At 55.1% G+C, this 22,234-nt stretch carries 18 protein-coding genes and 1 pseudogene; 12 read left to right on the top strand and 7 right to left on the bottom strand.

The annotated features are described in order from the left end of the window. Positions 1 to 10 precede the first annotated feature (10 nt). A complete protein-coding gene (locus QNN86_RS20090) occupies positions 11 to 1,657 on the top strand; it encodes a Na+/H+ antiporter (RefSeq protein WP_181618061.1) in 1,647 nt (548 codons plus the stop codon). Positions 1,658 to 1,739: 82 nt separating this feature from the next. Here the strand turns inward: QNN86_RS20090 and QNN86_RS20085 are convergent, their stop codons facing one another. After that, positions 1,740 to 2,630 carry a LysR family transcriptional regulator gene (locus QNN86_RS20085; protein ID WP_096758697.1) on the bottom strand — a complete coding sequence of 297 codons (891 nt, stop codon included), beginning with the start codon at positions 2,628 to 2,630 and terminating at the stop codon, positions 1,740 to 1,742. A gap of 101 nt (positions 2,631 to 2,731) precedes the next feature. On the opposite strand from QNN86_RS20085, the gene QNN86_RS20080 reads away from it, so the two are divergent. Both QNN86_RS20080 and QNN86_RS20075 read left to right on the top strand, forming a co-directional pair. After that, positions 2,732 to 3,142, top strand: a complete 411-nt coding sequence (locus tag QNN86_RS20080) for a CidA/LrgA family protein (protein WP_414212279.1) — start codon at positions 2,732 to 2,734, stop codon at positions 3,140 to 3,142. After that, positions 3,135 to 3,824: an LrgB family protein gene (locus QNN86_RS20075; protein ID WP_115259693.1), complete on the top strand. Its 690-nt coding sequence runs from the start codon at positions 3,135 to 3,137 to the stop codon at positions 3,822 to 3,824. Before QNN86_RS20080 ends, QNN86_RS20075 begins: the two co-directional genes overlap by 8 nt. A gap of 15 nt (positions 3,825 to 3,839) precedes the next feature. Here QNN86_RS20075 and QNN86_RS20070 read toward each other — a convergent pair whose 3' ends face one another. The 4 genes from QNN86_RS20070 to acs all read right to left on the bottom strand — a co-directional run bounded on the left by QNN86_RS20070 (position 3,840) and on the right by acs (position 9,441). Further along, positions 3,840 to 5,129 (bottom strand): Gfo/Idh/MocA family protein, encoded by a 1,290-nt coding sequence (locus QNN86_RS20070; protein WP_279277382.1) that lies wholly within the window; start codon positions 5,127 to 5,129, stop codon positions 3,840 to 3,842. 154 nt (positions 5,130 to 5,283) lie between these two features. Further along, a complete protein-coding gene (actP, locus tag QNN86_RS20065) occupies positions 5,284 to 6,933 on the bottom strand; it encodes a cation/acetate symporter ActP (RefSeq protein ID WP_096758694.1) in 1,650 nt (549 codons plus the stop codon). Beyond that, entirely contained in the window at positions 6,930 to 7,244 is a 315-nt protein-coding gene (locus tag QNN86_RS20060) for a DUF485 domain-containing protein (protein ID WP_096758693.1), read from the bottom strand. The genes actP and QNN86_RS20060 overlap by 4 nt, the downstream gene beginning before the upstream one ends. A gap of 238 nt (positions 7,245 to 7,482) precedes the next feature. Next, positions 7,483 to 9,441, bottom strand: coding sequence for an acetate--CoA ligase (gene acs / locus QNN86_RS20055; RefSeq protein ID WP_181618059.1), 1,959 nt, complete (start codon positions 9,439 to 9,441; stop codon positions 7,483 to 7,485). A 436-nt stretch (positions 9,442 to 9,877) separates the two neighbouring features. On the opposite strand from acs, the gene nrfA reads away from it, so the two are divergent. From nrfA to gltP, 8 genes and pseudogenes are all read left to right on the top strand, one after another. Next, the gene (nrfA, locus tag QNN86_RS20050) at positions 9,878 to 11,314 is read left to right on the top strand and encodes an ammonia-forming nitrite reductase cytochrome c552 subunit (RefSeq protein WP_096758690.1); all 1,437 of its coding nucleotides are present in this window, start codon (positions 9,878 to 9,880) and stop codon (positions 11,312 to 11,314) included. A 44-nt stretch (positions 11,315 to 11,358) separates the two neighbouring features. Then, positions 11,359 to 11,925, top strand: coding sequence for a cytochrome c nitrite reductase pentaheme subunit (nrfB, locus tag QNN86_RS20045; protein WP_146718042.1), 567 nt, complete (start codon positions 11,359 to 11,361; stop codon positions 11,923 to 11,925). Further along, positions 11,922 to 12,593 carry a cytochrome c nitrite reductase Fe-S protein gene (nrfC, locus tag QNN86_RS20040; protein WP_135912720.1) on the top strand — a complete coding sequence of 224 codons (672 nt, stop codon included), beginning with the start codon at positions 11,922 to 11,924 and terminating at the stop codon, positions 12,591 to 12,593. The genes nrfB and nrfC overlap by 4 nt, the downstream gene beginning before the upstream one ends. After that, complete coding sequence (nrfD, locus tag QNN86_RS20035) at positions 12,590 to 13,546, top strand: cytochrome c nitrite reductase subunit NrfD (RefSeq protein WP_414212278.1); 957 nt, start codon at positions 12,590 to 12,592, stop codon at positions 13,544 to 13,546. Before nrfC ends, nrfD begins: the two co-directional genes overlap by 4 nt. A gap of 13 nt (positions 13,547 to 13,559) precedes the next feature. Then, a complete protein-coding gene (locus tag QNN86_RS20030; protein WP_414212292.1) occupies positions 13,560 to 15,287 on the top strand; it encodes a heme lyase CcmF/NrfE family subunit in 1,728 nt (575 codons plus the stop codon). Between the two features lie 82 nt (positions 15,288 to 15,369). Beyond that, positions 15,370 to 15,789 (top strand): annotated as a pseudogene (gene nrfF / locus QNN86_RS20025) (heme lyase NrfEFG subunit NrfF); the annotation flags it as partial. Then, positions 15,786 to 16,403 carry a heme lyase NrfEFG subunit NrfG gene (nrfG, locus tag QNN86_RS20020; protein WP_414212277.1) on the top strand — a complete coding sequence of 206 codons (618 nt, stop codon included), beginning with the start codon at positions 15,786 to 15,788 and terminating at the stop codon, positions 16,401 to 16,403. The pseudogene nrfF and the gene nrfG, both read left to right, overlap by 4 nt. A gap of 344 nt (positions 16,404 to 16,747) precedes the next feature. Beyond that, on the top strand, positions 16,748 to 18,061 hold the full coding sequence (gltP, locus tag QNN86_RS20015) for a glutamate/aspartate:proton symporter GltP (protein ID WP_279277380.1): 1,314 nt from the start codon (positions 16,748 to 16,750) through the stop codon (positions 18,059 to 18,061). A gap of 108 nt (positions 18,062 to 18,169) precedes the next feature. Here gltP and yjcO read toward each other — a convergent pair whose 3' ends face one another. Then, positions 18,170 to 18,853: a Sel1 family TPR-like repeat protein YjcO gene (gene yjcO / locus QNN86_RS20010; protein WP_182270591.1), complete on the bottom strand. Its 684-nt coding sequence runs from the start codon at positions 18,851 to 18,853 to the stop codon at positions 18,170 to 18,172. 182 nt (positions 18,854 to 19,035) lie between these two features. Continuing rightward, positions 19,036 to 21,183 carry a formate dehydrogenase subunit alpha gene (fdhF, locus tag QNN86_RS20005; protein ID WP_279277379.1) on the bottom strand — a complete coding sequence of 716 codons (2,148 nt, stop codon included), beginning with the start codon at positions 21,181 to 21,183 and terminating at the stop codon, positions 19,036 to 19,038. A gap of 288 nt (positions 21,184 to 21,471) precedes the next feature. Here fdhF and QNN86_RS20000 point away from each other — a divergent pair, with 288 nt between their 5' ends. Then, a complete protein-coding gene (locus QNN86_RS20000) occupies positions 21,472 to 22,203 on the top strand; it encodes a response regulator (RefSeq protein WP_414212276.1) in 732 nt (243 codons plus the stop codon). Positions 22,204 to 22,234 lie beyond the last annotated feature (31 nt).

Genomic DNA, 22,234 nt, shown 5'->3' with positions numbered 1-22,234 from the left:
CAGGGAACGCATGGAAATCTTTTTTACCATACTCATCATGACCCTTGTGGTCTCGCTGTCGGGGGTAGTGACTCGCGTATTGCCCTTCCAACTCCCTTTACCCCTTATGCAGATCGCCATCGGCGCCTTGCTGGCGTGGCCGACGTTTGGTTTGCATGTGGAGTTCGACCCTGAACTGTTTTTGGTTCTGTTTATCCCGCCGCTGCTGTTTGCCGATGGCTGGAAGACGCCAACGCGTGAGTTTCTCGAGCATGGGCGAGAGATTTTCGGCCTTGCGCTGGCGCTCGTGCTGGTCACGGTGGTCGGAATAGGCTTTATGATTTACTGGCTGGTGCCGGGCATTCCGCTGATCCCGGCTTTTGCGCTGGCCGCCGTGCTGTCGCCAACTGACGCCGTGGCACTTTCTGGCATTGTCGGTGAAGGCCGCATCCCGAAGAAAATCATGGGCATCCTGCAGGGCGAAGCGTTAATGAACGACGCCTCCGGTCTGGTTTCACTCAAGTTTGCTGTCGCGGTGGCGATGGGCACGATGGTGTTTACCGTCGGCGGTGCGACGGTTGAATTCTTCAAGGTGGCAATTGGCGGTATCCTGGCGGGGTTTGTGGTCAGCTGGCTGTACGGTCGCTCCCTGCGTTTTCTCAGCCGCTGGGGCGGCGATGAGCCCGCCACGCAAATTGTCCTGCTGTTCCTGCTGCCGTTTGCCTCTTATCTGATTGCTGAACATATCGGTGTTTCCGGGATCCTCGCGGCGGTGGCGGCTGGGATGACGATTACCCGTTCTGGCGTCATGCGTCGCGCACCGCTGGCGATGCGCTTACGTGCGAACAGCACCTGGGCCATGCTCGAGTTTGTGTTTAACGGCATGGTCTTCCTGCTGTTAGGACTACAGTTACCGGGTATTCTGGAGTCGTCGCTGGCGGCGGCAGACGCCGATCCGAATGTCGAAATGTGGATGCTGTTTACCGATATCGTGCTGATCTATGCAGCACTGATGCTGGTGCGTTTTGGCTGGCTGTGGACCATGAAAAACTTCAGCATGCGCTTTCTGAAGAAGAAGCCGATGGAGTTTGGCTCGTGGACCACGCGTGAAATCCTGATCGCCTCCTTTGCGGGGGTGCGTGGGGCCATCACGCTGGCTGGTGTCCTTTCTATTCCGCTATTGTTGCCAGACGGCAGCGGCTTCCCGGCACGTTATGAGCTGATCTTCCTTGCCGCCGGTGTGATTCTGTTCTCGCTGTTTGTTGGCGTGGTGATGCTGCCGATCCTGCTGCAGCATCTTGAAGTGGCGGATCACTCGCAGCAGCAAAAAGAGATCCGCATTGCTCGCGCCGCGACGGCGGAAGTGGCGATTGTGGCCATTCAGAAAATGGAAGAGCGTCTGGCTGCAGATAGTGAGGAGAATATCGATAATCAACTGCTGACTGAGGTGAGCTCGCGGGTGATTGGTAACCTGCGTCGTCGCGTCGATGGACGTAACGACGCCGAAAGCTCGATGCAGGAAGAAAACCTCGAACGGCGTTTCCGTCTGGCGGCGCTGCGCTCGGAGCGTGCAGAGCTGTATCATCTGCGCGCCACGCGCGAAATCAGCAATGAAACGCTGCAGAAACTGCTGCACGATCTGGATTTGCTGGAAGCACTGTTGATCGAGAATCAGTAAACGATTGTGCCGGATGGCGCTACGCTTATCAGGCCTACGGAACGCAATTGTAGGCCGGATAAGCGTAGCGCCATCCGGCAACTTACGTCTCCTGCGTTAACCAAAACCCTTCGCAGCATTTTAGCCATGCCTGTGCGCTGTGCGACAGATACACGCCTTCGCGCCAGATCATGCCCAACTGCCAGCGTAAATGGCTCTCCAGCGGGATCCAGCGTAGCGTCTGCTTATCCAGTTTTTGGCAAATGGGCTCCGGTAAAATGGCGATCCCAACTCCGGCTTGTACCATCGCGGCGAGGAAATCCCACTGCCCGCTGCGCACCGCAATGCGCGGCTTGACGTGATGCTGGCTAAACAACTCCAGCAACTGACGGCTCAGGGCGAAATCTTCGTTGTAGATTAGCAGCGGGTGCTCGGCCAGCGCCTCGGGGGAAATGGAATCACAGGTTGTCCACTGGCCGGAGCGCGGCACCAGCACGCAAAGTGGATGGCTGAAAAGCGGCAAGGTCGCCAGACCGCTCTCTTCTTCGACCGGTAGCGCCGTCATCGCCACATCCAGATCGCCGTTCATCACTGCCTGCTGGACGGTTAAGCCACCAAATTCTGATATTTTCAGCTCAACGCCGGGATAACGCTGGCGAAACAGGCTGATGGGGCCAGCCATTAGCATGCCGACCATCGGGGGAATACCGAGTCGCAGGATCCCTTTATTCAGATGGTTAATATCGCTCAGTTCCGCCTCCAGTTGGCGGAATTCGGCGAGGATCGCCAGGCCGCGCTCAAAGACGATGCGTCCGGTATCGGTCAGCAACAATCGCCGCCCATCGCGGATTAGCAGCGTGCAATTCAGCTCGTCTTCAAGGTTCTTCAACATTTTGCTGATGGTCGGCTGGGTGACAAACAACTTCTCCGCCGCGCGGGTAAAGCTCTGCTGGCGAACCACCTCAACAAAATATCGCAGCGTTCTGATATCCATGATTATTCCTTAAGACTATGCTTGCAATGAGTTTAATTCATTTCAGTCCTTGAGGGAGGGTCTCTATACTGGCGCTCTCTCTTTTTTACGGACATTCCCTCATGGCTGTGGCGATTAGCCGCGTGACGCCTGCGGTTATTCATCGACTCCAGGTCCCCGTTCAGGTTCTGTTGTACGCAGGTTTATTTGTTTTTGCTCAATATCTTGTCTCCTGGCTACATCTGCCGCTTCCCGCCAACCTGGTCGGGATGGTACTGATGCTGGCGCTGATTGTGTGTCGGGTGATCCCGCTTAGCTGGATACGCGCAGGCGCCCGTTGGCTGTTGGCCGAAATGCTGCTGTTTTTTGTCCCGGCGGTTGTCGCGGTGGTGAACTATACGCACCTGCTGCTGGTGGATGGCTGGCGCATTTTTGCCGTTATTGCCATCAGCACGCTGATGGTACTCGGCGCCACAGCGTGGGTGGTCGATAAAGTGTATCGCTATGAAATGCGCAGGCTAAACCGTGAGTAATTTCCAGTTAAGCGTGTTGTGTCTGGTGATTACGCTGGGTATCTATTTTGCCAACAAGCGCCTGTATCGTCGTTTTCGGACATTGCCGCTGATGCCGCTGGTCCTCACGCCCGCGCTGCTGGTGCTGATGCTGGTGTTCGGGCATATCTCCTGGCAAAACTATATTGGTGAATCGCACTGGCTGATGTGGCTGCTGGGCCCGGCGACCATCGCGTTTGCCGTGCCGGTTTACGATAACCTCGCGGTTATTAAGCGTCACTGGATGTCGCTGACGGCGGGCGTGGTGACGGCAACGCTGGTGGCTGTCACCAGTTCGGTTTGGCTGGCGCGTCTGTTTATGTTACCCGATGAGATCCAGCGCAGCCTGGCGGTGCGCTCGGTGACCACGCCATTTGCGCTGGCGGCGGCCGAGCCGCTGGGCGGGCAGCCGGATCTGGTGGCGCTGTTTGTGGTGATCACCGGCGTGTTCGGTATGGCGGTGGGCGACATGCTGTTTTTGCGCCTTTCTATTCGTGAAGGGATGGCGAAAGGGGCCGGGTTTGGTGCAGCGTCGCACGGTGCAGGCACCGCGCGCTCCTATGAGCTTGGCCAACAGGAAGGGGTGATTGCCAGCCTGGTGATGATGCTTTCCGGCGTGGTGATGGTGCTGGTGGCACCGCTGGTCGCGAGGCTGATGTTCTGACCAGCGGTCCGGACGCTATTTCAACCGTGAAATCAGTTCAAACTCTTTAAAATTTACCGGGCGCTGCTGCTGCATGGAGAGATTCCCGGCGATGCCGGTCATGATCGACATGGCTCCCGCGCGATGGTCGGCGGCGCGCTGCAGCGGATCGTGCCGCGGCTCGCCAAACAGATCGGCCAGCATCGCGTTATCACCGCCGCCGTGGCCGCCTTCGCCCAGCGTGAAGTCGGCCTGCCAGGGCGCAGCGAACATCGGGAAAACGGTAATATCACAGCTTTCCAGGCTGCCTTCGTTCTCCCTCGCCCCGCCTGCATTGACGTATGATTTCTCCACGATCTTCATCTCCAGGCGACCTTCGCTACCGTTAAACACCACGTTCAGTCCTTCCCACGGCAGATAAGTGTTCAACGAGTAGGTGAGCTGTACCTGGTTTTGATATTTCACCAGCACCGACAGCGTGTCTTCAATGGTGATGCCATCGCTGAATACACTTTGATCTCGGAAATAGTTGTCTTCGTGTTCGGCATCCAGATACAGCGCTTTAAGCTGTGGATTCTCCGACATTTGTAGTGCAAACGGATCGTCCTTGGCCTGCGCATAGCCATGAGCACGTGGATAAAACTGCGTCACACCGCGGTGTTCGGCATTTTCTTTTCCGTAGAAACGCAGGCTGCCTTCGGCATAAACACGCTGCGGATAGCTGTCCAGCCAGAAGTTCATCAGGTCAAAATGATGGGTCGATTTATGCACCAGCAGGCCGCCGCTGTTGCGTTTTTCCCGATGCCAGCGGCGGAAGTAATCGGCGCCGTGTTCGGTATTCAGTAACCACTCAAAGTGAACCGAAAAGACGTCGCCAATGGCACCGTTCATCAGCAGCTCGCGTACCTTGCTGTGATGTGGAGCATAGCGATAGTTAAAGGCGACGCGCACCTGGCGTCCGGTCTCTTCAATGGCGTCGAGAATACGCAGGGCGCGCTTCTCATCGATGGTCATCGGTTTTTCAGTGATCACATCACAGCCCGCGTGCAGCGCCCGCACGATATAGTCATCGTGGGTGCGGTCCATAGTGGTCACGATGATGACATCGGGGCGGGTTTCGCGGATCATGTCTTCAAACTGTGCGGCTTTCCAGGTGGATACCGGAGCGGCCCCCTCATTTTTTAATAGCTGATTCGCGTAGTTCATACGGGTTTGGTTGGTGTCGCAAAAGGCGACCAGCCGGGCGTTTTCCTTCCATTGCCCACCAATCGCTGAGATATACAGGCCCGCTCGCCCGCCGGTTCCTACCAGGGCATATTTCTTCATCGCATCCTCTTTTCTCAAAATGAATTAACGTGTTTATGTAATAAAAACAGTGTTTCAATTTCATTTTGGTACTGTAGCGCTATCAACAGTGATGGATACGTTGGAGAGAGAAAAATGTGATCCCCGGCCAAAAAGACCGGGGAAGAGGAGAGGATTAGTGCGCGCGACCTTGCTCTACGCCGTACCCGGTCTGGGAACGGATGAACTGAGCACGGAACTGCTCACGCTCGCGGTTACCTTCTGCAGAATTATCGGTAGCAGAGAAGAACCAAATACCGAGGAACGCCACGCTAATGGAGAACAGCGCCGGGTATTCATACGGGAAAATGGCTTTTTCGTGACCGAGAATTTGCACCCATACCGTTGGGCCAAGCACCATCAGCACCACTGCCGTTATCAGACCTAACCAGCCGCCCAGCATGGCACCACGCGTGGTCAGTCGTGACCAGTACATGGAAAGCAGGATGATTGGGAAGTTGCAGCTTGCCGCGATAGCGAACGCCAGGCCGACCATAAAGGCGATGTTCTGGTTTTCAAACAGCACGCCGAGCAGGATGGCAATCACGCCCAGTACCAGTACGGTAATTTTCGACACGCGCAGTTCTTCACGCTCGGTAGCACCTTTACGGAACACGTTAGCGTACAGATCGTGAGAGACCGCCGAGGCACCCGCCAGCGTCAGACCAGCAACCACGGCCAGAATGGTGGCAAAGGCCACTGCGGAGATAAAGCCGAGGAACAGGTTACCGCCCACCGCGTTGGCCAGATGCACCGCCGCCATGTTATTGCCGCCAATCAGCGCGCCAGCCGCGTCTTTATATGCCGGGTTTGCACCGACCAGCATGATTGCGCCAAAACCGATGATAAAGGTCAGGATGTAGAAATAACCCATAAAGCCGGTGGCGTAGAACACACTCTTACGCGCTTCGCGGGCATCGCTGACCGTGAAGAAACGCATCAGAATGTGCGGCAGACCCGCGGTTCCGAACATCAGTCCGAGGCCTAACGATAGCGCGGATATTGGGTCTTTCACCAATCCGCCCGGACTCATAATCGCCGAGCCTTTCGGGTGTACCGCCATCGCTTCGGTGAACAAGTTGTTGAAGCTGAAGCCGACGTGCTTCATGACCATAAAGGCCATAAAGCTGGCACCGAACAGCAGCAGTACGGCTTTGATGATTTGCACCCACGTAGTGGCCAGCATACCGCCGAACAGCACGTACATCATCATCAGCACACCAACCAGCACCACAGCAATGTGATAGTTCAGACCGAACAGCAGTTGGATTAGCTTCCCGGCACCCACCATCTGGGCGATCAGGTACAGCGCGACCACCACCAGTGAACCACAGGCCGACAGAATACGGATAGGCCCCTGCTTCAGACGGTAAGAGGCGACGTCCGCAAAGGTGTAGCGACCGAGGTTACGCAGACGTTCGGCAATCAGGAACAGAATGATTGGCCAGCCGACCAGGAAGCCGAGTGAGTAAATCAGCCCGTCATAGCCAGAGGTAAAGACCAGCGCGGAAATCCCGAGGAACGACGCCGCCGACATATAGTCGCCCGCAATCGCCAGCCCATTCTGGAAACCGGTGATGTTACCGCCCGCGGTGTAATAGTCGTTACGCGAACGCACGCGCTTAGACGCCCAGTAGGTAATGCCGAGCGTAAAGATGACGAAAATCAGGAACATAACAATCGCCTGCCAGTTGGTTGGCTGGCGTTGGACTGCACCGCTAATAGCATCCGCCGCATTTGCGGCGAAGGGCAGCGTGGCGGCTAGCGCCGTCAGGACTCTCTTCATGATGCTTTAACCTCGTGCAGAACCGCATTGTTAAGACGATCGAATTCACCGTTGGCCCGCCAGATATAGATTCCGGTCAGGAGGAAGGAGATGAGGATCACGCCCACCCCAATTGGAATACCTCGGGTGACGCTGGTTCCCGCATGTAGCGGTGTCCCCAGCCAGCCAGGCGCAAAGGCAATCAGTAAAATAAAGCTGATATAAACCACCAGCATGATGATGGATAGTACAGCGGCAAACCGTTGCCTTTTTTCAACTAACTCCCTGAAACGCGCACTGTCTTCTATCCGCTGATAAATATTGTCATTCATCGCAGAGCTCTCCAGAGGTCCCCTTTGTCTTTCACGCTGCAGGCATGACCTGTTAGCTGTCGCAGTCCGGCAACACGAAATCCTTTGGGGGAGGTTTTATAATTTCCCTCCCGATGAAGAGAGGGTAGGGGGATTTTTTATTTTGCCGGATGGCGGCTAACGCCTTATCCGGCCTACAAGGGATGCTGAACCTGTAGGCCCGATAAGCAGCGCGCCATCGGGCATTTCACGGTTAGGGTTATGATGGCATCGCGATAGCCTGCTTCTCTTCGAGCAGTTTCTCTACCACGCCAGGATCGGCGAGGGTCGAGGTATCGCCCAGATTGCTGGTATCGCCCGCCGCAATTTTGCGCAGAATACGGCGCATAATTTTGCCGGAGCGGGTTTTTGGCAGTGAGTCGGTCCAGTGCAGCACGTCTGGCGTTGCCAGTGGGCCAATTTCTTTACGCACCCAGTTGCGTACTTCAGCGTACAGCTCAGGTGTCGGCTCTTCGCCGTGGTTCAGCGTGACGTAGGCGTAGATGGCCTGGCCTTTAATATTATGCGGAATACCCACTACCGCGGCTTCGGCAATCTTCGGATGCGACACCAGCGCCGACTCGATTTCAGCCGTCCCCAGACGGTGGCCGGAAACGTTCAGCACGTCGTCCACGCGTCCTGTTATCCAGTAGTAGCCGTCTTCGTCACGACGCGCGCCGTCGCCGCTGAAGTACATATTCTTGAAGGTGGAGAAGTAGGTCTGCTCAAAACGATCGTGATCGCCAAACAGGGTTCTCGCCTGACCCGGCCAGGAATCGGTGATCACCAGGTTGCCTTCGGTCGCGCCTTCCAGCGGGTTGCCTTCGTTATCGACAATCGCCGGCTGCACGCCGAAGAACGGACGTGTTGCCGAACCGGCTTTCAGTTCGGTAGCGCCCGGCAGTGGGGTGATCATGAAACCGCCGGTTTCGGTCTGCCACCAGGTATCGACGACCGGGCATTTTTCGTTGCCAATCTTCTTCCAGTACCATTCCCAGGCTTCCGGGTTAATCGGCTCGCCGACAGAGCCCAGAATACGCAGTGACGAACGGTCGGTGCCTTCAATCGCTTTATCGCCTTCTGCCATCAGGGCGCGGATCGCGGTGGGTGCGGTATAGAGAATATTGACCTGATGCTTATCCACGACCTGCGACATACGCGCAGGCGTTGGCCAGTTGGGTACGCCTTCGAACATCAGCGTGGTAGCGCCGCAGGCCAGCGGGCCGTACAGCAAATAGCTGTGCCCGGTTACCCAGCCGACGTCAGCGGTACACCAGTAGATATCGCCCTGATGATAATCGAACACGTATTTGAAGGTGGTCGCTGCGTAAACCAGATACCCGCCGGTGGTGTGCAGCACGCCTTTTGGCTTACCGGTTGAACCGGAGGTATACAGAATAAACAGCGGATCTTCCGCGTTCATCTCTTCCGGCTGATGCTCAGGACTCGCTTTCTCAATAAGGTCGGACCACCACAGGTCGCGGCCTTCCTGCCAGTCTGTTTTTCCGCCGGTACGTTTGAGGACCACCACGTGCTCAACGGTCTTCACGTTCGGGTTTTTCAGCGCATCATCCACGTTCTTTTTCAGCGGGATGCCGCGTCCAGCACGCACACCTTCATCGGCGGTGATCACCAGGCGCGAGTTTGAGTCGATGATACGTCCGGCAACGGCTTCCGGCGAGAACCCGCCAAAGATCACCGAATGCACCGCGCCAATACGGGCGCAGGCCAGCATCGCCACCGCCGCTTCCGGGACCATTGGCATATAGATCGCCACCACATCGCCTTTTTTAATGCCTAAATCCAGCAATGTATTGGCAAAACGGCAAACGTCGCGATGCAATTCGCGATAGGTAATATGTTTACTCTGGGTCGCGTCATCGCCTTCCCAGATGATGGCGGTGCGATCGCCGTTTTCCTGCAGATGGCGGTCAAGGCAGTTTGCTGCCAGATTCAGCGTGCCGTCTTCGTACCATTTAATGGATACGTTGCCAGGCGCAAAAGAGGTGTTCTTTACCCGGCTATAAGGTTGTATCCAATCAAGAATTTTTCCCTGCTCACCCCAAAAAGTATCGGGTTCGGTAATAGATTGTTGGTATTTCGCGTCGTACTGCTCCGGGTTTATCAGGCAACGATCCGCAATATTTGCGGGAATAGCGTGTTTATGTATTTGGCTCATGGCTTTTGTTCTCCTTGTAGGATGTTAATAATATGTCTCATAAACGTTAAATGTAGGGGCATTTGGAGTTTTGTTTGGGATTTGAGCGGCAGATCACGCAATAAGCGAATTGTGCAAATTAGCGGCAAACTGATTTTTGAAGAGAACTAGCAAAAATTGATTAAATCTCGCGATAACATACAGTTATATGAAGAAGTTTGAAAAAGGTGATCGGTGTCGGGAATAGACCAAAGAGTGAGAGGCTGGAGGGGGTTACTAACTCTAAAGTGGTATTTTACATGCACTTACAATTGATTAAAAACAACATTCTAAGTGTGGTTTTTTGTTAAAAAGAGGGTGGAGCAATGTCATGACAGTATACGTGTGGTTGCTGTTATGGAAAACAATAAAAGAATCGCCATTGCAGACAATGGCGTCATCTGGATGAGACCCCCCTATGGCAAGGACAAAATCACCCGTACTCCGTTTCTTCAGCCTGATATTACCGTTTTTATTTATCTCTGCCGTTCACGCTGAACAAACCCCAGTACCCGCAAAAACCGTCACCGTTGAAGCGAAGAATGAAACCTTCGCCCCTCAGCATCCCGATCAATACCTCTCATGGAAAGCCACGTCGGAGCAGTCCGCACGTGAAGATGCGCTGGCAGAGGATCCACGACTGGTGATTCTGTGGGCGGGATATCCTTTCTCGCGTGATTACAACAAACCGCGTGGGCATGCTTACGCGGTGACCGATGTCCGTGAAACATTACGTACCGGCGCGCCAAAAACTGCCGAAGATGGTCCGCTGCCGATGGCCTGCTGGAGCTGTAAAAGCCCTGACGTGGCGCGCCTGATCCAGAAAGACGGCGAAGACGGTTATTTCCACGGTAAATGGGCGCGCGGCGGCCCGGAAATTGTTAACAATTTAGGCTGTGCGGATTGCCATAACACCGCCTCGGCAGATTTCGCCAAAGGGAAGCCCGAGCTGACGCTGTCCCGTCCTTATGCAGAACGCGCGATGGAAAGCATCGGTAAACCGTTTGATAAAGCCGGTCGCTTTGACCAGCAGTCCATGGTCTGCGGCCAGTGTCACGTGGAGTACTACTTCGACGGTAAAAACAAAGCCGTTAAGTTCCCGTGGGACGAGGGGATGAAAGTTGAGAACATGGAGAAATACTACGACGCCATTGCGTTCTCCGACTGGACCAACTCCCTGTCTAAAACGCCGATGCTGAAAGCGCAGCACCCGGAATATGAAACCTGGACTGCGGGCATTCACGGCAAGAACAATGTGACCTGCATCGACTGTCATATGCCGAAAGTGCAAAACGCTGAAGGCAAGATCTACACCGACCATAAAATTGGTAACCCGTTCGATAACTTCCCTCAGACCTGCGCCAACTGCCACACCCAGGACAAAGCGTCCCTGCAAAAAGTGGTTGCCGAGCGTAAACAAGCGATTCATGACCTGAAAATCAAGGTTGAAGATCAGCTGGTACATGCCCACTTCGAAGCGAAGGCTGCATGGGATGCGGGTGCAACGGAAGCTGAAATGAAGCCGATTCTGGAAGATATTCGCCATGCGCAATGGCGCTGGGATCTGTCTATCGCCTCGCACGGGATTCACATGCATGCGCCGGAAGAAGGTCTGCGTATGTTGGGTAGCGCGATGGATAAAGCGGCCGATGCCCGTACCAAACTGGTCCGTCTGCTGGCGACCAAAGGCATCACCCATGAAATTCCGCTGCCGGATATCTCGACGAAAGAGAAAGCCCAGAAGGCGATCGGTTTGAACATGCAGCAAATCAATGCTGAGAAGCAGGACTTCATCAAAACGGTGATTCCGCAGTGGGAAGACCAGGCGCGTAAAAACGGTCTGTTAAGCCAATAACCCCTTTCCGCCTCGCAAGGGGCGGATAACTCAACGGAGTGAATATGAGCGTATTACGTTCGTTATTAACTGCTGGGGTGCTGGCGTCAGGCCTGTTCTGGAGCCTGTGCGGGAATGCCGCGACCCCCACGCCACAGGACTCAGATCAACGCTTTACGGTCACCCAACAGCGTAATCCGGATGCCGCCTGTCTGGATTGTCACAAGCCGGACACCGAAGGCATGCATGGTAAACATGCCGAAGTCATCAACCCAAATAATAAACTGCCGGTTACCTGCACCAACTGTCACGGCCAGCCGTCACCCAATCACCGCGAAGGGGTGAAGGATGTGATGCGCTTTAATGAGCCGATGTACAACGTGGAGCAGCAGAACAGCGTCTGTATGTCCTGTCACCTGCCTGAGCAGTTGCAAAAAGCGTTCTGGCCGCACGATGTCCACGTGACGAAAGTAGCGTGTGCCAGCTGTCACTCACTGCATCCGAAGCAAGACACGATGCAGACGCTAAGCGATAAAGGACGGATCAAGATTTGCGTCGATTGCCACAGCGATCAGCGTAATAATCCAAACTTTAATCCGGCGTCGATTCCCTTGCTTAAGGAGCATCCATGAGTTGCTCTCGTCGCCAGTTTATCACCGGCGTCGGCGCGCTGGTGGCTGTTAGCGGGACGGCGGGACGCGTCGTGGCGAAGACGTTAAACATTAACGGCGTGCGTTACGGCATGATACATGATGAATCATTATGCATCGGCTGTACCGCCTGCATGGATGCCTGTCGGGAAGTGAACAACGTGCCGGAAGGCGTATCGCGTCTGACGATTATTCGCAGCGAGCCGCTGGGGACGTTTCCTGATGTGAAGTACCGCTTCTTCCGCCATTCGTGCCAGCACTGCGATCACGCCCCCTGTGTTGACGTCTGCCCGACGGGGGCATCGTATCGCGATGCTGCCACCGGCATTGTGGATGTGAACCCGGATCTGTGCGTCGGCTGCCAGTATTGCATCGCCGCCTGCCCGTATCGCGTACGCTTTATTCATCCGGTCAACAAGACGGCAGATAAGTGCGACTTCTGCCGTAAAACCAACCTGAAAGCGGGCAAGCAGCCTGCTTGCGTTGAGTCATGTCCGACGAAAGCGCTGACGTTTGGTAATCTGGACGATCCCAACAGCGAGATCTCTCGTCTGTTGCACCAGAAAAATACCTACCGTTACAAGCTGGCGTTAGGCACCAAACCGAAGGTCTACCGCGTTCCCTTTAAATACGGGGAGGTGAGCCAATGACACCCGCTTCTGCATTCCATTTTGAATCACTGGTGTGGGACTGGCCCATCGCCATCTATCTGTTCCTGATCGGTATTTCCGCCGGACTGGTTACGCTGTCGGTATTGCTTCGACGGCTGCATCCGGAAGCGGGCGGTTCAGACAGTACGTTACTGCGTACCACGCTGGTACTCGGGCCGGGAGCGATTATTCTCGGCCTGCTGATCCTGGTCTTGCACCTGACGCGTCCATGGACCTTCTGGAAACTGATGTTCCACTACAGCTTCACCTCGGTGATGTCGATGGGGGTCATGCTATTCCAGTTGTATATGGTGGTGCTGGTGCTGTGGCTGGCAAAAATCTTTGATAAAGAGGTTATTGCCCTGCAACAGCGCTTCGTGCCTCGTCTGACGATCGTGCCAAAACTGCTGGCGCTGATCGCGCCGCTCCATCGTCTGCTGGAAACAGTGATGCTGGTGCTGGCGGTGCTGCTCGGGGCCTACACCGGGTTCTTGCTGTCGGCATTGAAATCCTATCCGTTCCTGAATAACCCGATCTTGCCAGTGCTGTTCCTGTTTTCCGGGATCTCGTCCGGTGCGGCGGTGGCGCTGATCGCCATGGCATTGCGCCATCGCGGTAACCCGCACACCACCGAGGCGCATTTTGTACACCGCATGGAAACCCCGGTAGTGTGGCTGGAAATCTTCCTGCTGGCGGCGTTCTTTATCGGGCTGGCGCTGGGCGATGACGGCAAAATGCGCGCGCTGGTTGCGGCGTTGGGCGGTGGTTTCTGGACCTGGTGGTTCTGGCTGGGCGTGGCCGGGTTGGGGCTGATCCTGCCGATGCTGCTGAAACCGTGGGCGAATCGCAGCCCGACGTTTCACGGTGTGTTGGCAGTGTGTGGTGCCAGCCTGACCGGCGTGCTGCTGCTGCGCTTTTTCATTCTGTATGCAGGGCAACTGACGGTTGCGTAGGGCAAGGTGATTTCTGGACGTACTCCTTCCTGAAGCCGGTTTTCTGGCATTGTTGTTAAGTCTCGGGGTCAACGTGTTGACCCCGCTTGCCGTGCTGACGGGCGTACGTCAGCGCTGGCTGGGCGTTATGCGTCTGGCCTGCGTGGGCGTGTGGACGCAGTTTGCGCTGCTGTTGCTGGCCTTTGCCATTCTGGTGTTCTGTTTCCTGACCAGTGATTTCTCCGTCGTTTACGTGGCTCAGCACAGCTATAGCCTGCTGCCGTGGGGATTAAAACTGGCGGCGGTGTGGGGTGGTCATGAAGGATCGCTGCTACTGTGGGTGCTGTTTCTTTCTGCCTGGAGCGCACTGTTCGCCTGGCGCTCCCGGCGTGAGCCGGACGCGCTGTTTCCGTTAACCCTCAGCGTCCTGTCAATGATGACCGCGTCATTGCTGCTGTTCATGGTGGTGTGGTCCGATCCGTTCGTACGCATCTTCCCGCCGGCAATTGAAGGGCGCGACCTGAACCCGATGCTGCAACACCTGGGGCTGATCCTCCATCCGCCGCTGCTGTATCTGGGCTACGGTGGGCTGATGGTGGCGGCCGGCGTGGCGCTGGCTTCGCTGCTGCGCGGCGGCTTTAACGCACGGACTGCCTGGGTGTGCTGGCGCTGGGCGCTGCCCGGCTGGTGCGCCCTGACGCTTGGGATCATCCTTGGTTCCTGGTGGGCTTATTGTGAACTGGGCTGGGGCGGCTGGTGGTTCTGGGACCCGGTAGAAAACGCTTCCTTATTACCCTGGCTTTCCGCCAGTGCGTTACTGCATAGCCTGTATGTCTCACGGCAGCGTGGAGGTTTCCCGCACTGGTCGCTGCTGCTGGCGATTGTCACGCTGATTTTATCGCTGTTGGGCACGCTGATTGTGCGTTCCGGCATACTGGTTTCTGTTCATGCCTTTGCGCTGGACAACGTCCGCGCTGCGCCGCTGTTTGCGCTGTTTACCGTGTTAAGCCTGGCATCGCTCGGTCTGTATGCCTGGCGGGCGCGGGACGTCGGTCACACGGTACGTTTTGGCGGCTGGTCGCGTGAGATGATGATTCTGGTCGCGCTGCTGCTGTTTTGCGCGGTGCTGCTTATCGTGTTGATTGGCACGCTGTATCCGATGATTTACGGCCTGTTTGGTTGGGGACGACTCTCCGTTGGCGCGCCTTACTTCAACCGTGCAACGCTGCCGTTTGGCCTGCTGATGCTGGCGGTCATCGTGATAGCGACGATCAGAAGCCGGAAGGTGCCGCTGCGAAGCCAGCTTCCGGCGCTGCTGGCGCATGCTGGCGTGCTGGTTTTTGCTGCAGGGATCGTGTTCTCCAGCGGGAGCCGCCAGGAAGTGAGTCTGAATCTGAGTCCTGGGCAGCAGGTTGAACTGGCAGGCTATGTTTTCCGCTTTGAGCACCTCTCTCTGGAAGCAAAAGGAAACTACACCAGTGAAAAGGCGCTGATTACGCTCTGGCAGGATGAGAAACGCATCGGCAGCCTGCAGCCCGAAAGACGCTTCTATTCCGCGCGTCGCCAGCAAATGATGGAGCCGGGTATCCGTTGGAACCTGCTGCACGACTGGTACGCGGTGATCGGCGAAAAAACCGGACCGGAGCGCTATGCCATGCGCTTGTACGTGCAAAGTGGTGTGCGTTGGGTTTGGGGCGGAGCGCTGCTGATGGTATTCGGCGCGCTGCTCAGCGGCTGGCGAGGGAGAAAGCGCGATGCGTAAATTAATCACAGCGTTGCCAGATGGCGGCGTAAACGCCTTATCCGGTCTACAGGGTACGCAAACCGTAGGCAGGGTAAGCGCAGCGCCATCCGGCAGAAAGTTTTTACTCTTAACGATCGTCTTGTTTTTCATCACTTTCGCTACGCATGCCCAGGTTGTCGACACCTGGCGTTTTGACAACCCGCAACAGCAGGAAAAAGCGCTGTCTATTGCCAGCCAGTTGCGCTGCCCACAGTGCCAGAATCAAAACTTACTGGAATCCAATGCGCCGGTGGCGGTCAGTATGCGTCATCAGGTGTATAGCATGGTGGCAGAGGGCAAAAGTGAACATGAGATCACCACGTGGATGACCGATCGTTACGGTGATTTCGTCCGCTATAACCCGCCGCTCAATGAGCAGACGCTGTTGTTGTGGGCACTGCCGTGCCTGTTATTGCTGCTGGTGGGCGTGATTATCTGGCGGGTGAGAACGCGTCAGCGCGTAGAAGAGGATGAACGATGAGTCAGCCTGAATGTTGTGCACCGTTACGTCCGATGCCGGTAAAACGCCTGGCCGCTATAGCTGTGCTGATGGTGATTGCCTGCATGGGAGGTTATTTGTTGTCGCCAAAATGGCAGGCCGTCCAGCAGGAGCAGGCGCGACTGGCGGACCCGTTACATGCGTTTTCTGATGAAAATATGCAGGAAAAACAGCTGCTTTCGCTGCAATCAAAAATACGTGACAACCCGCAAGACAGCACGCAATGGGCGCAACTGGGTGAGTATTATCTTTGGCAAAACGCGTATCATAATGCGCTACTGGCCTATGAGCAGGCGCTGCGTTTGCGCGGTGAAAACGCCGAGATCTATTCGGCTCTGGCGACGGTGCTGTACTATCAGTCCGGGCAGCATATGACGCCGCAAACCCGTGAGATGATTGAGAAATCGCTGGCGCTGGACCCGACAGAAGTTACCGCGCTGATGCTGCTGGCTGCTGATGCGTTTATGCAGGCCGACTATGCACAGGCTATTTTGCAGTGGCAAAAAGTTCTCGATTTAAACTCGCCGAGGGTGGATCGTGCTCAGTTGATTGACTCAATCAATATGGCGAAATTGCTGCAGAATCGACAAAAATAATTTTTGTTATTTTGTGATTTGCGTCGTTTTTGCTGTGCAAAAAAACAGCAGTTGAACAAATTAGCGAAAAAAACGCACAGTCATAATTCTTCATTTTTTATCAAATGAATATTCTTTTATAACAAAAAGTTATTCATGATGACCCGCATAAACTCGCGTTTTTATGCATAAAATCAGCTAAAGGCCCTGTTCTTAAAGGGTTGCGCTGAATGCCATGCAAATGATAATGATAATAAGCGTTAAAAAATTCCATAAACGAACGCAACACAATTCATACCCTTTCAGTATGTACTATTCCCATAGGTTATATGTGAAATAGCGCTCCATCGAGGAAGTCCGTTGTTATGAAAAATTTGAAAGTCAGCCTGGCCTGGCAGATTTTGATCGCCATGGTGCTGGGCATTTTGCTGGGGAGTTACCTGCATTATCACAGTGACAGCCGCGAATGGCTGGTAGTTAACCTGCTGTCTCCGGCAGGGGATATCTTTATCCACCTGATCAAAATGATTGTTGTGCCGATAGTTATCTCCACGTTGATCGTCGGTATTGCCGGGGTCGGTGATGCCAAACAGCTGGGCCGTATTGGCGCCAAAACCATTATCTATTTCGAAGTGATCACCACCGTGGCAATTATCCTCGGCATCACGCTGGCGAATGTGTTCCAGCCAGGTACCGGTGTCGATATGTCGCAGCTGGCGACCGTGGATATTTCGAAATATCAAAGTACAACCGCAGAAGTGCAGAGCCACGCGCATGGCCTGATGGGTACGATTTTGTCACTGGTGCCGACCAACATCGTTGCGTCGATGGCGAAAGGCGACATGCTGCCGATTATCTTCTTCTCGGTGCTGTTTGGTCTGGGCCTGTCTTCACTGCCGGCCACTCACCGCGAACCGCTGGTGACCGTGTTCCGTTCCATCTCTGAAACGATGTTTAAAGTGACGCACATGGTGATGCGTTATGCGCCGGTCGGTGTCTTTGCGCTGATCGCCGTCACCGTGGCGAACTTCGGTTTTGCCTCCCTGTGGCCGCTGGCGAAGCTGGTGCTGCTGGTGCATTTCGCCATCCTGTTCTTCGCGCTGGTGGTGCTCGGTATCGTGGCGCGCGTGTGCGGTTTGAGCATCTGGATCCTGATTCGTATCCTGAAAGACGAACTGATTCTGGCCTACTCTACCGCCAGCTCTGAGAGCGTGCTGCCGCGTATTATTGAGAAGATGGAAGCCTATGGCGCACCGGCATCAATCACCAGTTTTGTGGTGCCGACCGGGTATTCGTTCAACCTTGACGGTTCGACGTTGTACCAGAGTATCGCCGCGATTTTTATCGCCCAGTTGTACGGCATTGACCTGTCTCTGTGGCAGGAAATCGTACTGGTGCTGACGCTGATGGTGACCTCGAAAGGGATCGCGGGCGTGCCGGGCGTGTCGTTTGTGGTGCTGTTGGCTACGCTGGGTAGCGTGGGTATTCCGCTGGAAGGTCTGGCATTTATCGCCGGTGTTGACCGTATCCTCGACATGGCGCGTACTGCGCTAAACGTGGTGGGTAACGCGCTGGCGGTACTGGTTATCGCCAAGTGGGAACACAAATTTGACCGTAAAAAAGCGCTGGCCTATGAGCGCGAAGTATTGGGCAAATTTGATAAGACCGCCAATCAGTAAGTAATGACAGATTGCCGGATAAGGCGCTTGCGCCGCCATCCGGCAATCTGCTCCGGGTTGCCTGATGGCGCTACGCTTATCAGGCCTACAACGACAACGCTTAAACCATTACCCGTTCGTTAACTTTTCAAACTCTTCGCAGCCGGTATCAAACCCTTCCGTACAGCTCAGATTCAACCAGTGCAGCGCCTTCTGTTTATTCTTTTCAATAAAACCCTGCTCACCGTTTAAGAACATCATCCCGGCCCAGTACTCAGAATACCCGGTACGCGAAATGGCCGAGCTGCGTTTGAAATACCAGGTAGCTTTGTCATCGTCTGCGGGAATGCCCACGCCGTTGGCATAAATCAGGCCGAGCAGCATCTGCGCATCAACGGCGGAGTCGTTTTCCAGATTCTCCGAGGCGTTTTGTAGCAACGTAATGGCTTTGGGGTAATCGGTGCGCCCCGTCTGGGTATTGACCAGGATACGTGCCAGCGTAATTTCGCCGCTCTTACTGCCGGCCTGAGCCGCTTTTTCGGCCAGCGTTTTAGCTTGTGGATAATCCAGACTGACCGGATTGGTAATCTTAATTTGCGCCAGCAGAGCCAGGGCGTCCGGATCGCCATTGTCGGCAGCCTTTTGCGCCCAGTATTCGGCTTTACTTAAATCGCCTGAACTAAACCAGGTATCGGCGAGGAAATACTGTGCGCGTCGGTCACCTGCCTCGGCGGCCTTCAGGAACTGGCTACCAGGTTCTTCGGCATGGGCAAAACATGTCAATAACACCATCAAGGCGAAAAGTCGTTTCATCTTATTTTTAGATTTAGAGTAGGGAACGAACAGTATAGAGAGATTATTTGCATAAAAAAACGGCCTCCGAATGGAGACCGTTGTAAGGAAAATGCCTGATGGCGATGCCAACGCATCTTATCAGGCCTACAGTGGAAACAGGTCGTAGGCCGGATAAGGCATTCATGCAGCCATCCGGCAGATCAGCCCATCGCGCTTTCGCGCAGACTGGCCTTCAGCTTGGTGTACTCATCAATTACATACTGCTCGGCAGCACGCTGATCGGCAATGCGCTCAACGTTGACGGCACAGTACTTGTACTCCGGCGTTTTGGTAATCGGACTCAGGTTCTCGGTGACCAGCTCATTACATGCGCCAATCCACCACTGGTAGGTCATGTAGATCGCGCCTTTGTTCGGACGATCGCTGACTGCCGCACGCGTGATGACACGACCTTTACGCGAGTTAACCCACACCAGATCTTCATCCTGAATACCCAGACGTTCTGCGTCGGCGGTGTTGATCTGGGCGTAGCCCGGCTCATCCGCTAACGCTGCCAGCGCCGCACAGTTGCCGGTCATTGAACGGCAAGAGTAGTGGCCGACTTCGCGCACCGTCGACAGGACCATCGGGTACTCGTCGGTCAGCTTGTCGATTGGCGCAACCCAGTCGCAGGTGAAGAACTGTGCCAGACCGTTCGGCGTGTCAAACTTCTCTTTGAAGAGGTAAGACGTGCCCTGATCGGCATCCGAGGTGTCGCGACAAGGCCACTGGATATAGCCCAGCTCGCCCATCTTCTCGTAGGTGGCGCCGTAGAAATCCGGGCACAGATGACGCAACTCATCCCAGATTTCCTGGGTGTTGTTGTAGTGCATCGGGTAGCCCATACGGGTAGCAATTTCACTGATAATCTGCCAATCCGTTTTCAGATCCCACTTCGGCTCAACCGCTTTAAAGAAGCGCTGGAAGCCACGGTCAGCCGCAGAGTAGACGCCTTCATGCTCACCCCATGACGTAGACGGTAAAATAACGTCTGCGGCAGCGGCGGTTTTGGTCATGAAGATATCCTGCACGATGACCAGTTCCAGATCCGCAAAACCTTTGCGCACTGCGGACAGTTCAGCATCGGTCTGTAACGGATCTTCACCCATAATGTACGCCGCGCGCACTTCGCCATGCGCCGCACGGTGCGGCAGCTCGCTGATGCGATAGCCGGTATGGGCAGGCAGGCTTTCTACGCCCCAGGCTTTAGCAAACTTCTCGCGGTTTTCCGGGAATTTAACGTACTGATAGCCCGGATAGGTATCCGGCAGCGCACCCATGTCGCACGCGCCCTGAACGTTGTTCTGGCCACGAACCGGGTTAACGCCGACGCTTGGCTTACCGAGGTTGCCGGTCAGCATGGCGAGGCTGGTCAGTGAACGCACGGTTTCCACACCCTGATAGAACTGGGTCACGCCCATGCCCCACAGGATAGCCGCACTTTTTGCCGATGCATACATACGTGCAGCCTGACGAATTTCCTGTGCGCTCACGCCAGTAATGTCTTCGACGGACTCCGGCGTATAGCCTTCGACAATCTTGCTGTACTCTTCGAAGCCTTCCGTACGTGAGGCCACGAACGCCTGGTCGTACAGTTTTTCTTCGATGATGACATGGCCCATAGCGTTGAGCAGCGCGATATTCGAGCCGTTTCTTAACGCGATGTGCATGTCGGCAATGCGCGCGGTTTCAATTTTGCGCGGATCGCAGACGATAATTTTCGCCCCGTTACGTTTAGCGTTAATCACGTGATTCGCCACGATAGGGTGGGAATCCGCCGGGTTGTACCCGAAAATAAACACTAAATCGGTGTTATCAATTTCGTTAATCGCATTACTCATTGCGCCGTTACCGACCGATTGGTGCAGACCTGCAACCGAAGGGCCGTGTCAGACGCGAGCGCAGCAGTCAACGTTATTGGTACCAATAACGGCGCGTGCGAATTTTTGCATTACATAGTTGGTTTCATTACCCGTTCCGCGAGATGAACCGGTCGTCTGAATAGCATCCGGGCCATACTTCGCTTTGATGGCGCTCAGGCGAGTTGCCACGTAATCCAGCGCTTCATCCCAGGAAACAGATTCCAGTTTGCCGCCACGTTGGCGACGGATCATTGGGGTTTTCAGGCGAGGGGTTAGGATCTGGGTATCGTTGATAAAATCCCAGCCATAATAGCCCTTCAGACACAGGGTACCCTGGTTGGTTTTCCCCTGCGCCGCCTCAGCCCGGACGATTTTGCCGTTATCGACCACCAGGTTGATTTTGCAACCTGATGCGCAATATGGGCAAACCGTGACGACTTTTTTCATCGGTCTCGCTCCAGTTAATCAAATCGCGCATACGCGCTTGTCGTTTTTGTTATGCATCTTTTATGCCATGTTTTTATCAGGGGCATTGGCCGATATTACGGGCATAATTTGCACAAAACCCTGACGAAAAACAGGCTGTCGTCATATTTGACGTGACGAATCCTGCACGTGTGACGGCCCGGCAGTGTGACCGGGGCTATGTTTCCCGCACATCCTTGTGCCCTGGCGCTGTCACTCCGTGCAGAATCATTCACACTCATTTGAGTTGGCGCGAAATGGGGAAAAACAATGAAACCGGCGATACTGGTTGTGGATGATGACGTAGGCGTCTGTACCTTGCTCAAGGACGTGCTGAGCGAACATGTCTTTGCCGTGACGGCCTGTCATAGCGGACAGGCGGCGTTGCGCTGCATTGAGACCCAGCCAGATATTGCGCTGGTATTGCTGGATATGGTGCTGCCCGACACCAACGGTCTGATGGTGCTGCAACAGGTACAAAAGATCAGACCCGGCCTGCCGGTGGTGATGCTGACGGGGATGGGGAGCGAGTCGGATGTGGTGGTCGGGCTGGAAATGGGCGCTGACGATTACATCGGTAAACCGTTCAACGTGCGGGTGTTGGTGGCGCGGGTGAAGGCGGTACTCAGACGCGTCGGCGTGCTCACGCCCGAAAGCGGCAGCTCGCAAACCACCGGGCTGTCTTTTAACGGCTGGCATCTGGATACCGCCGGCTGCCAGTTGCATAATCCCCAGCAGTTGAAAGTTGACCTGACGCAGGGTGAGTACAGCCTGCTGCTGGCGCTGGCGCAAAACGCCCGTCGGGTGCTGAGCCGCGAGCAGTTGCTGGAACTGACGCGCAGCGACAGCGTCGAGGTGTTTGATCGCACCATCGACGTATTAATCATGCGGTTGCGGCGCAAAATTGAGGTTAACCCGCATCAGCCTATGCTGATTAAGACTCTGCGCGGGTTAGGGTACGTGTTTGCCGCTGACGTCCAGCATCACGAAAAAGCGGCGTGATCGTGTGCAGTTGCTGGATGCGGCGTAAACG

The sequence above is a fragment of the Citrobacter sp. C348 genome, assembly GCF_047467975.1.
GTDB classification, from domain to species: domain Bacteria; phylum Pseudomonadota; class Gammaproteobacteria; order Enterobacterales; family Enterobacteriaceae; genus Citrobacter; species Citrobacter gillenii.
The sequence above is the reverse complement of the archived record's forward strand: the minus strand, read 5'-3'. Positions and strand labels throughout refer to the sequence as shown.

Coding starts and splice junctions, on each gene's coding strand:
- QNN86_RS20090 (WP_181618061.1), top strand. CDS start 11: ATGGAAATCTTTTTTACCATACTCATCATGACCCTTGTGGTCTCGCTG.
- QNN86_RS20085 (WP_096758697.1), bottom strand. CDS start 2,630: ATGGATATCAGAACGCTGCGATATTTTGTTGAGGTGGTTCGCCAGCAG.
- QNN86_RS20080 (WP_414212279.1), top strand. CDS start 2,732: ATGGCTGTGGCGATTAGCCGCGTGACGCCTGCGGTTATTCATCGACTC.
- QNN86_RS20070 (WP_279277382.1), bottom strand. CDS start 5,129: ATGAAGAAATATGCCCTGGTAGGAACCGGCGGGCGAGCGGGCCTGTAT.
- actP (WP_096758694.1), bottom strand. CDS start 6,933: ATGAAGAGAGTCCTGACGGCGCTAGCCGCCACGCTGCCCTTCGCCGCA.
- QNN86_RS20060 (WP_096758693.1), bottom strand. CDS start 7,244: ATGAATGACAATATTTATCAGCGGATAGAAGACAGTGCGCGTTTCAGG.
- acs (WP_181618059.1), bottom strand. CDS start 9,441: ATGAGCCAAATACATAAACACGCTATTCCCGCAAATATTGCGGATCGT.
- nrfA (WP_096758690.1), top strand. CDS start 9,878: ATGGCAAGGACAAAATCACCCGTACTCCGTTTCTTCAGCCTGATATTA.
- nrfB (WP_146718042.1), top strand. CDS start 11,359: ATGAGCGTATTACGTTCGTTATTAACTGCTGGGGTGCTGGCGTCAGGC.
- nrfC (WP_135912720.1), top strand. CDS start 11,922: ATGAGTTGCTCTCGTCGCCAGTTTATCACCGGCGTCGGCGCGCTGGTG.
- nrfD (WP_414212278.1), top strand. CDS start 12,590: ATGACACCCGCTTCTGCATTCCATTTTGAATCACTGGTGTGGGACTGG.
- nrfG (WP_414212277.1), top strand. CDS start 15,786: ATGAGTCAGCCTGAATGTTGTGCACCGTTACGTCCGATGCCGGTAAAA.
- gltP (WP_279277380.1), top strand. CDS start 16,748: ATGAAAAATTTGAAAGTCAGCCTGGCCTGGCAGATTTTGATCGCCATG.
- yjcO (WP_182270591.1), bottom strand. CDS start 18,853: ATGAAACGACTTTTCGCCTTGATGGTGTTATTGACATGTTTTGCCCAT.
- QNN86_RS20000 (WP_414212276.1), top strand. CDS start 21,472: ATGAAACCGGCGATACTGGTTGTGGATGATGACGTAGGCGTCTGTACC.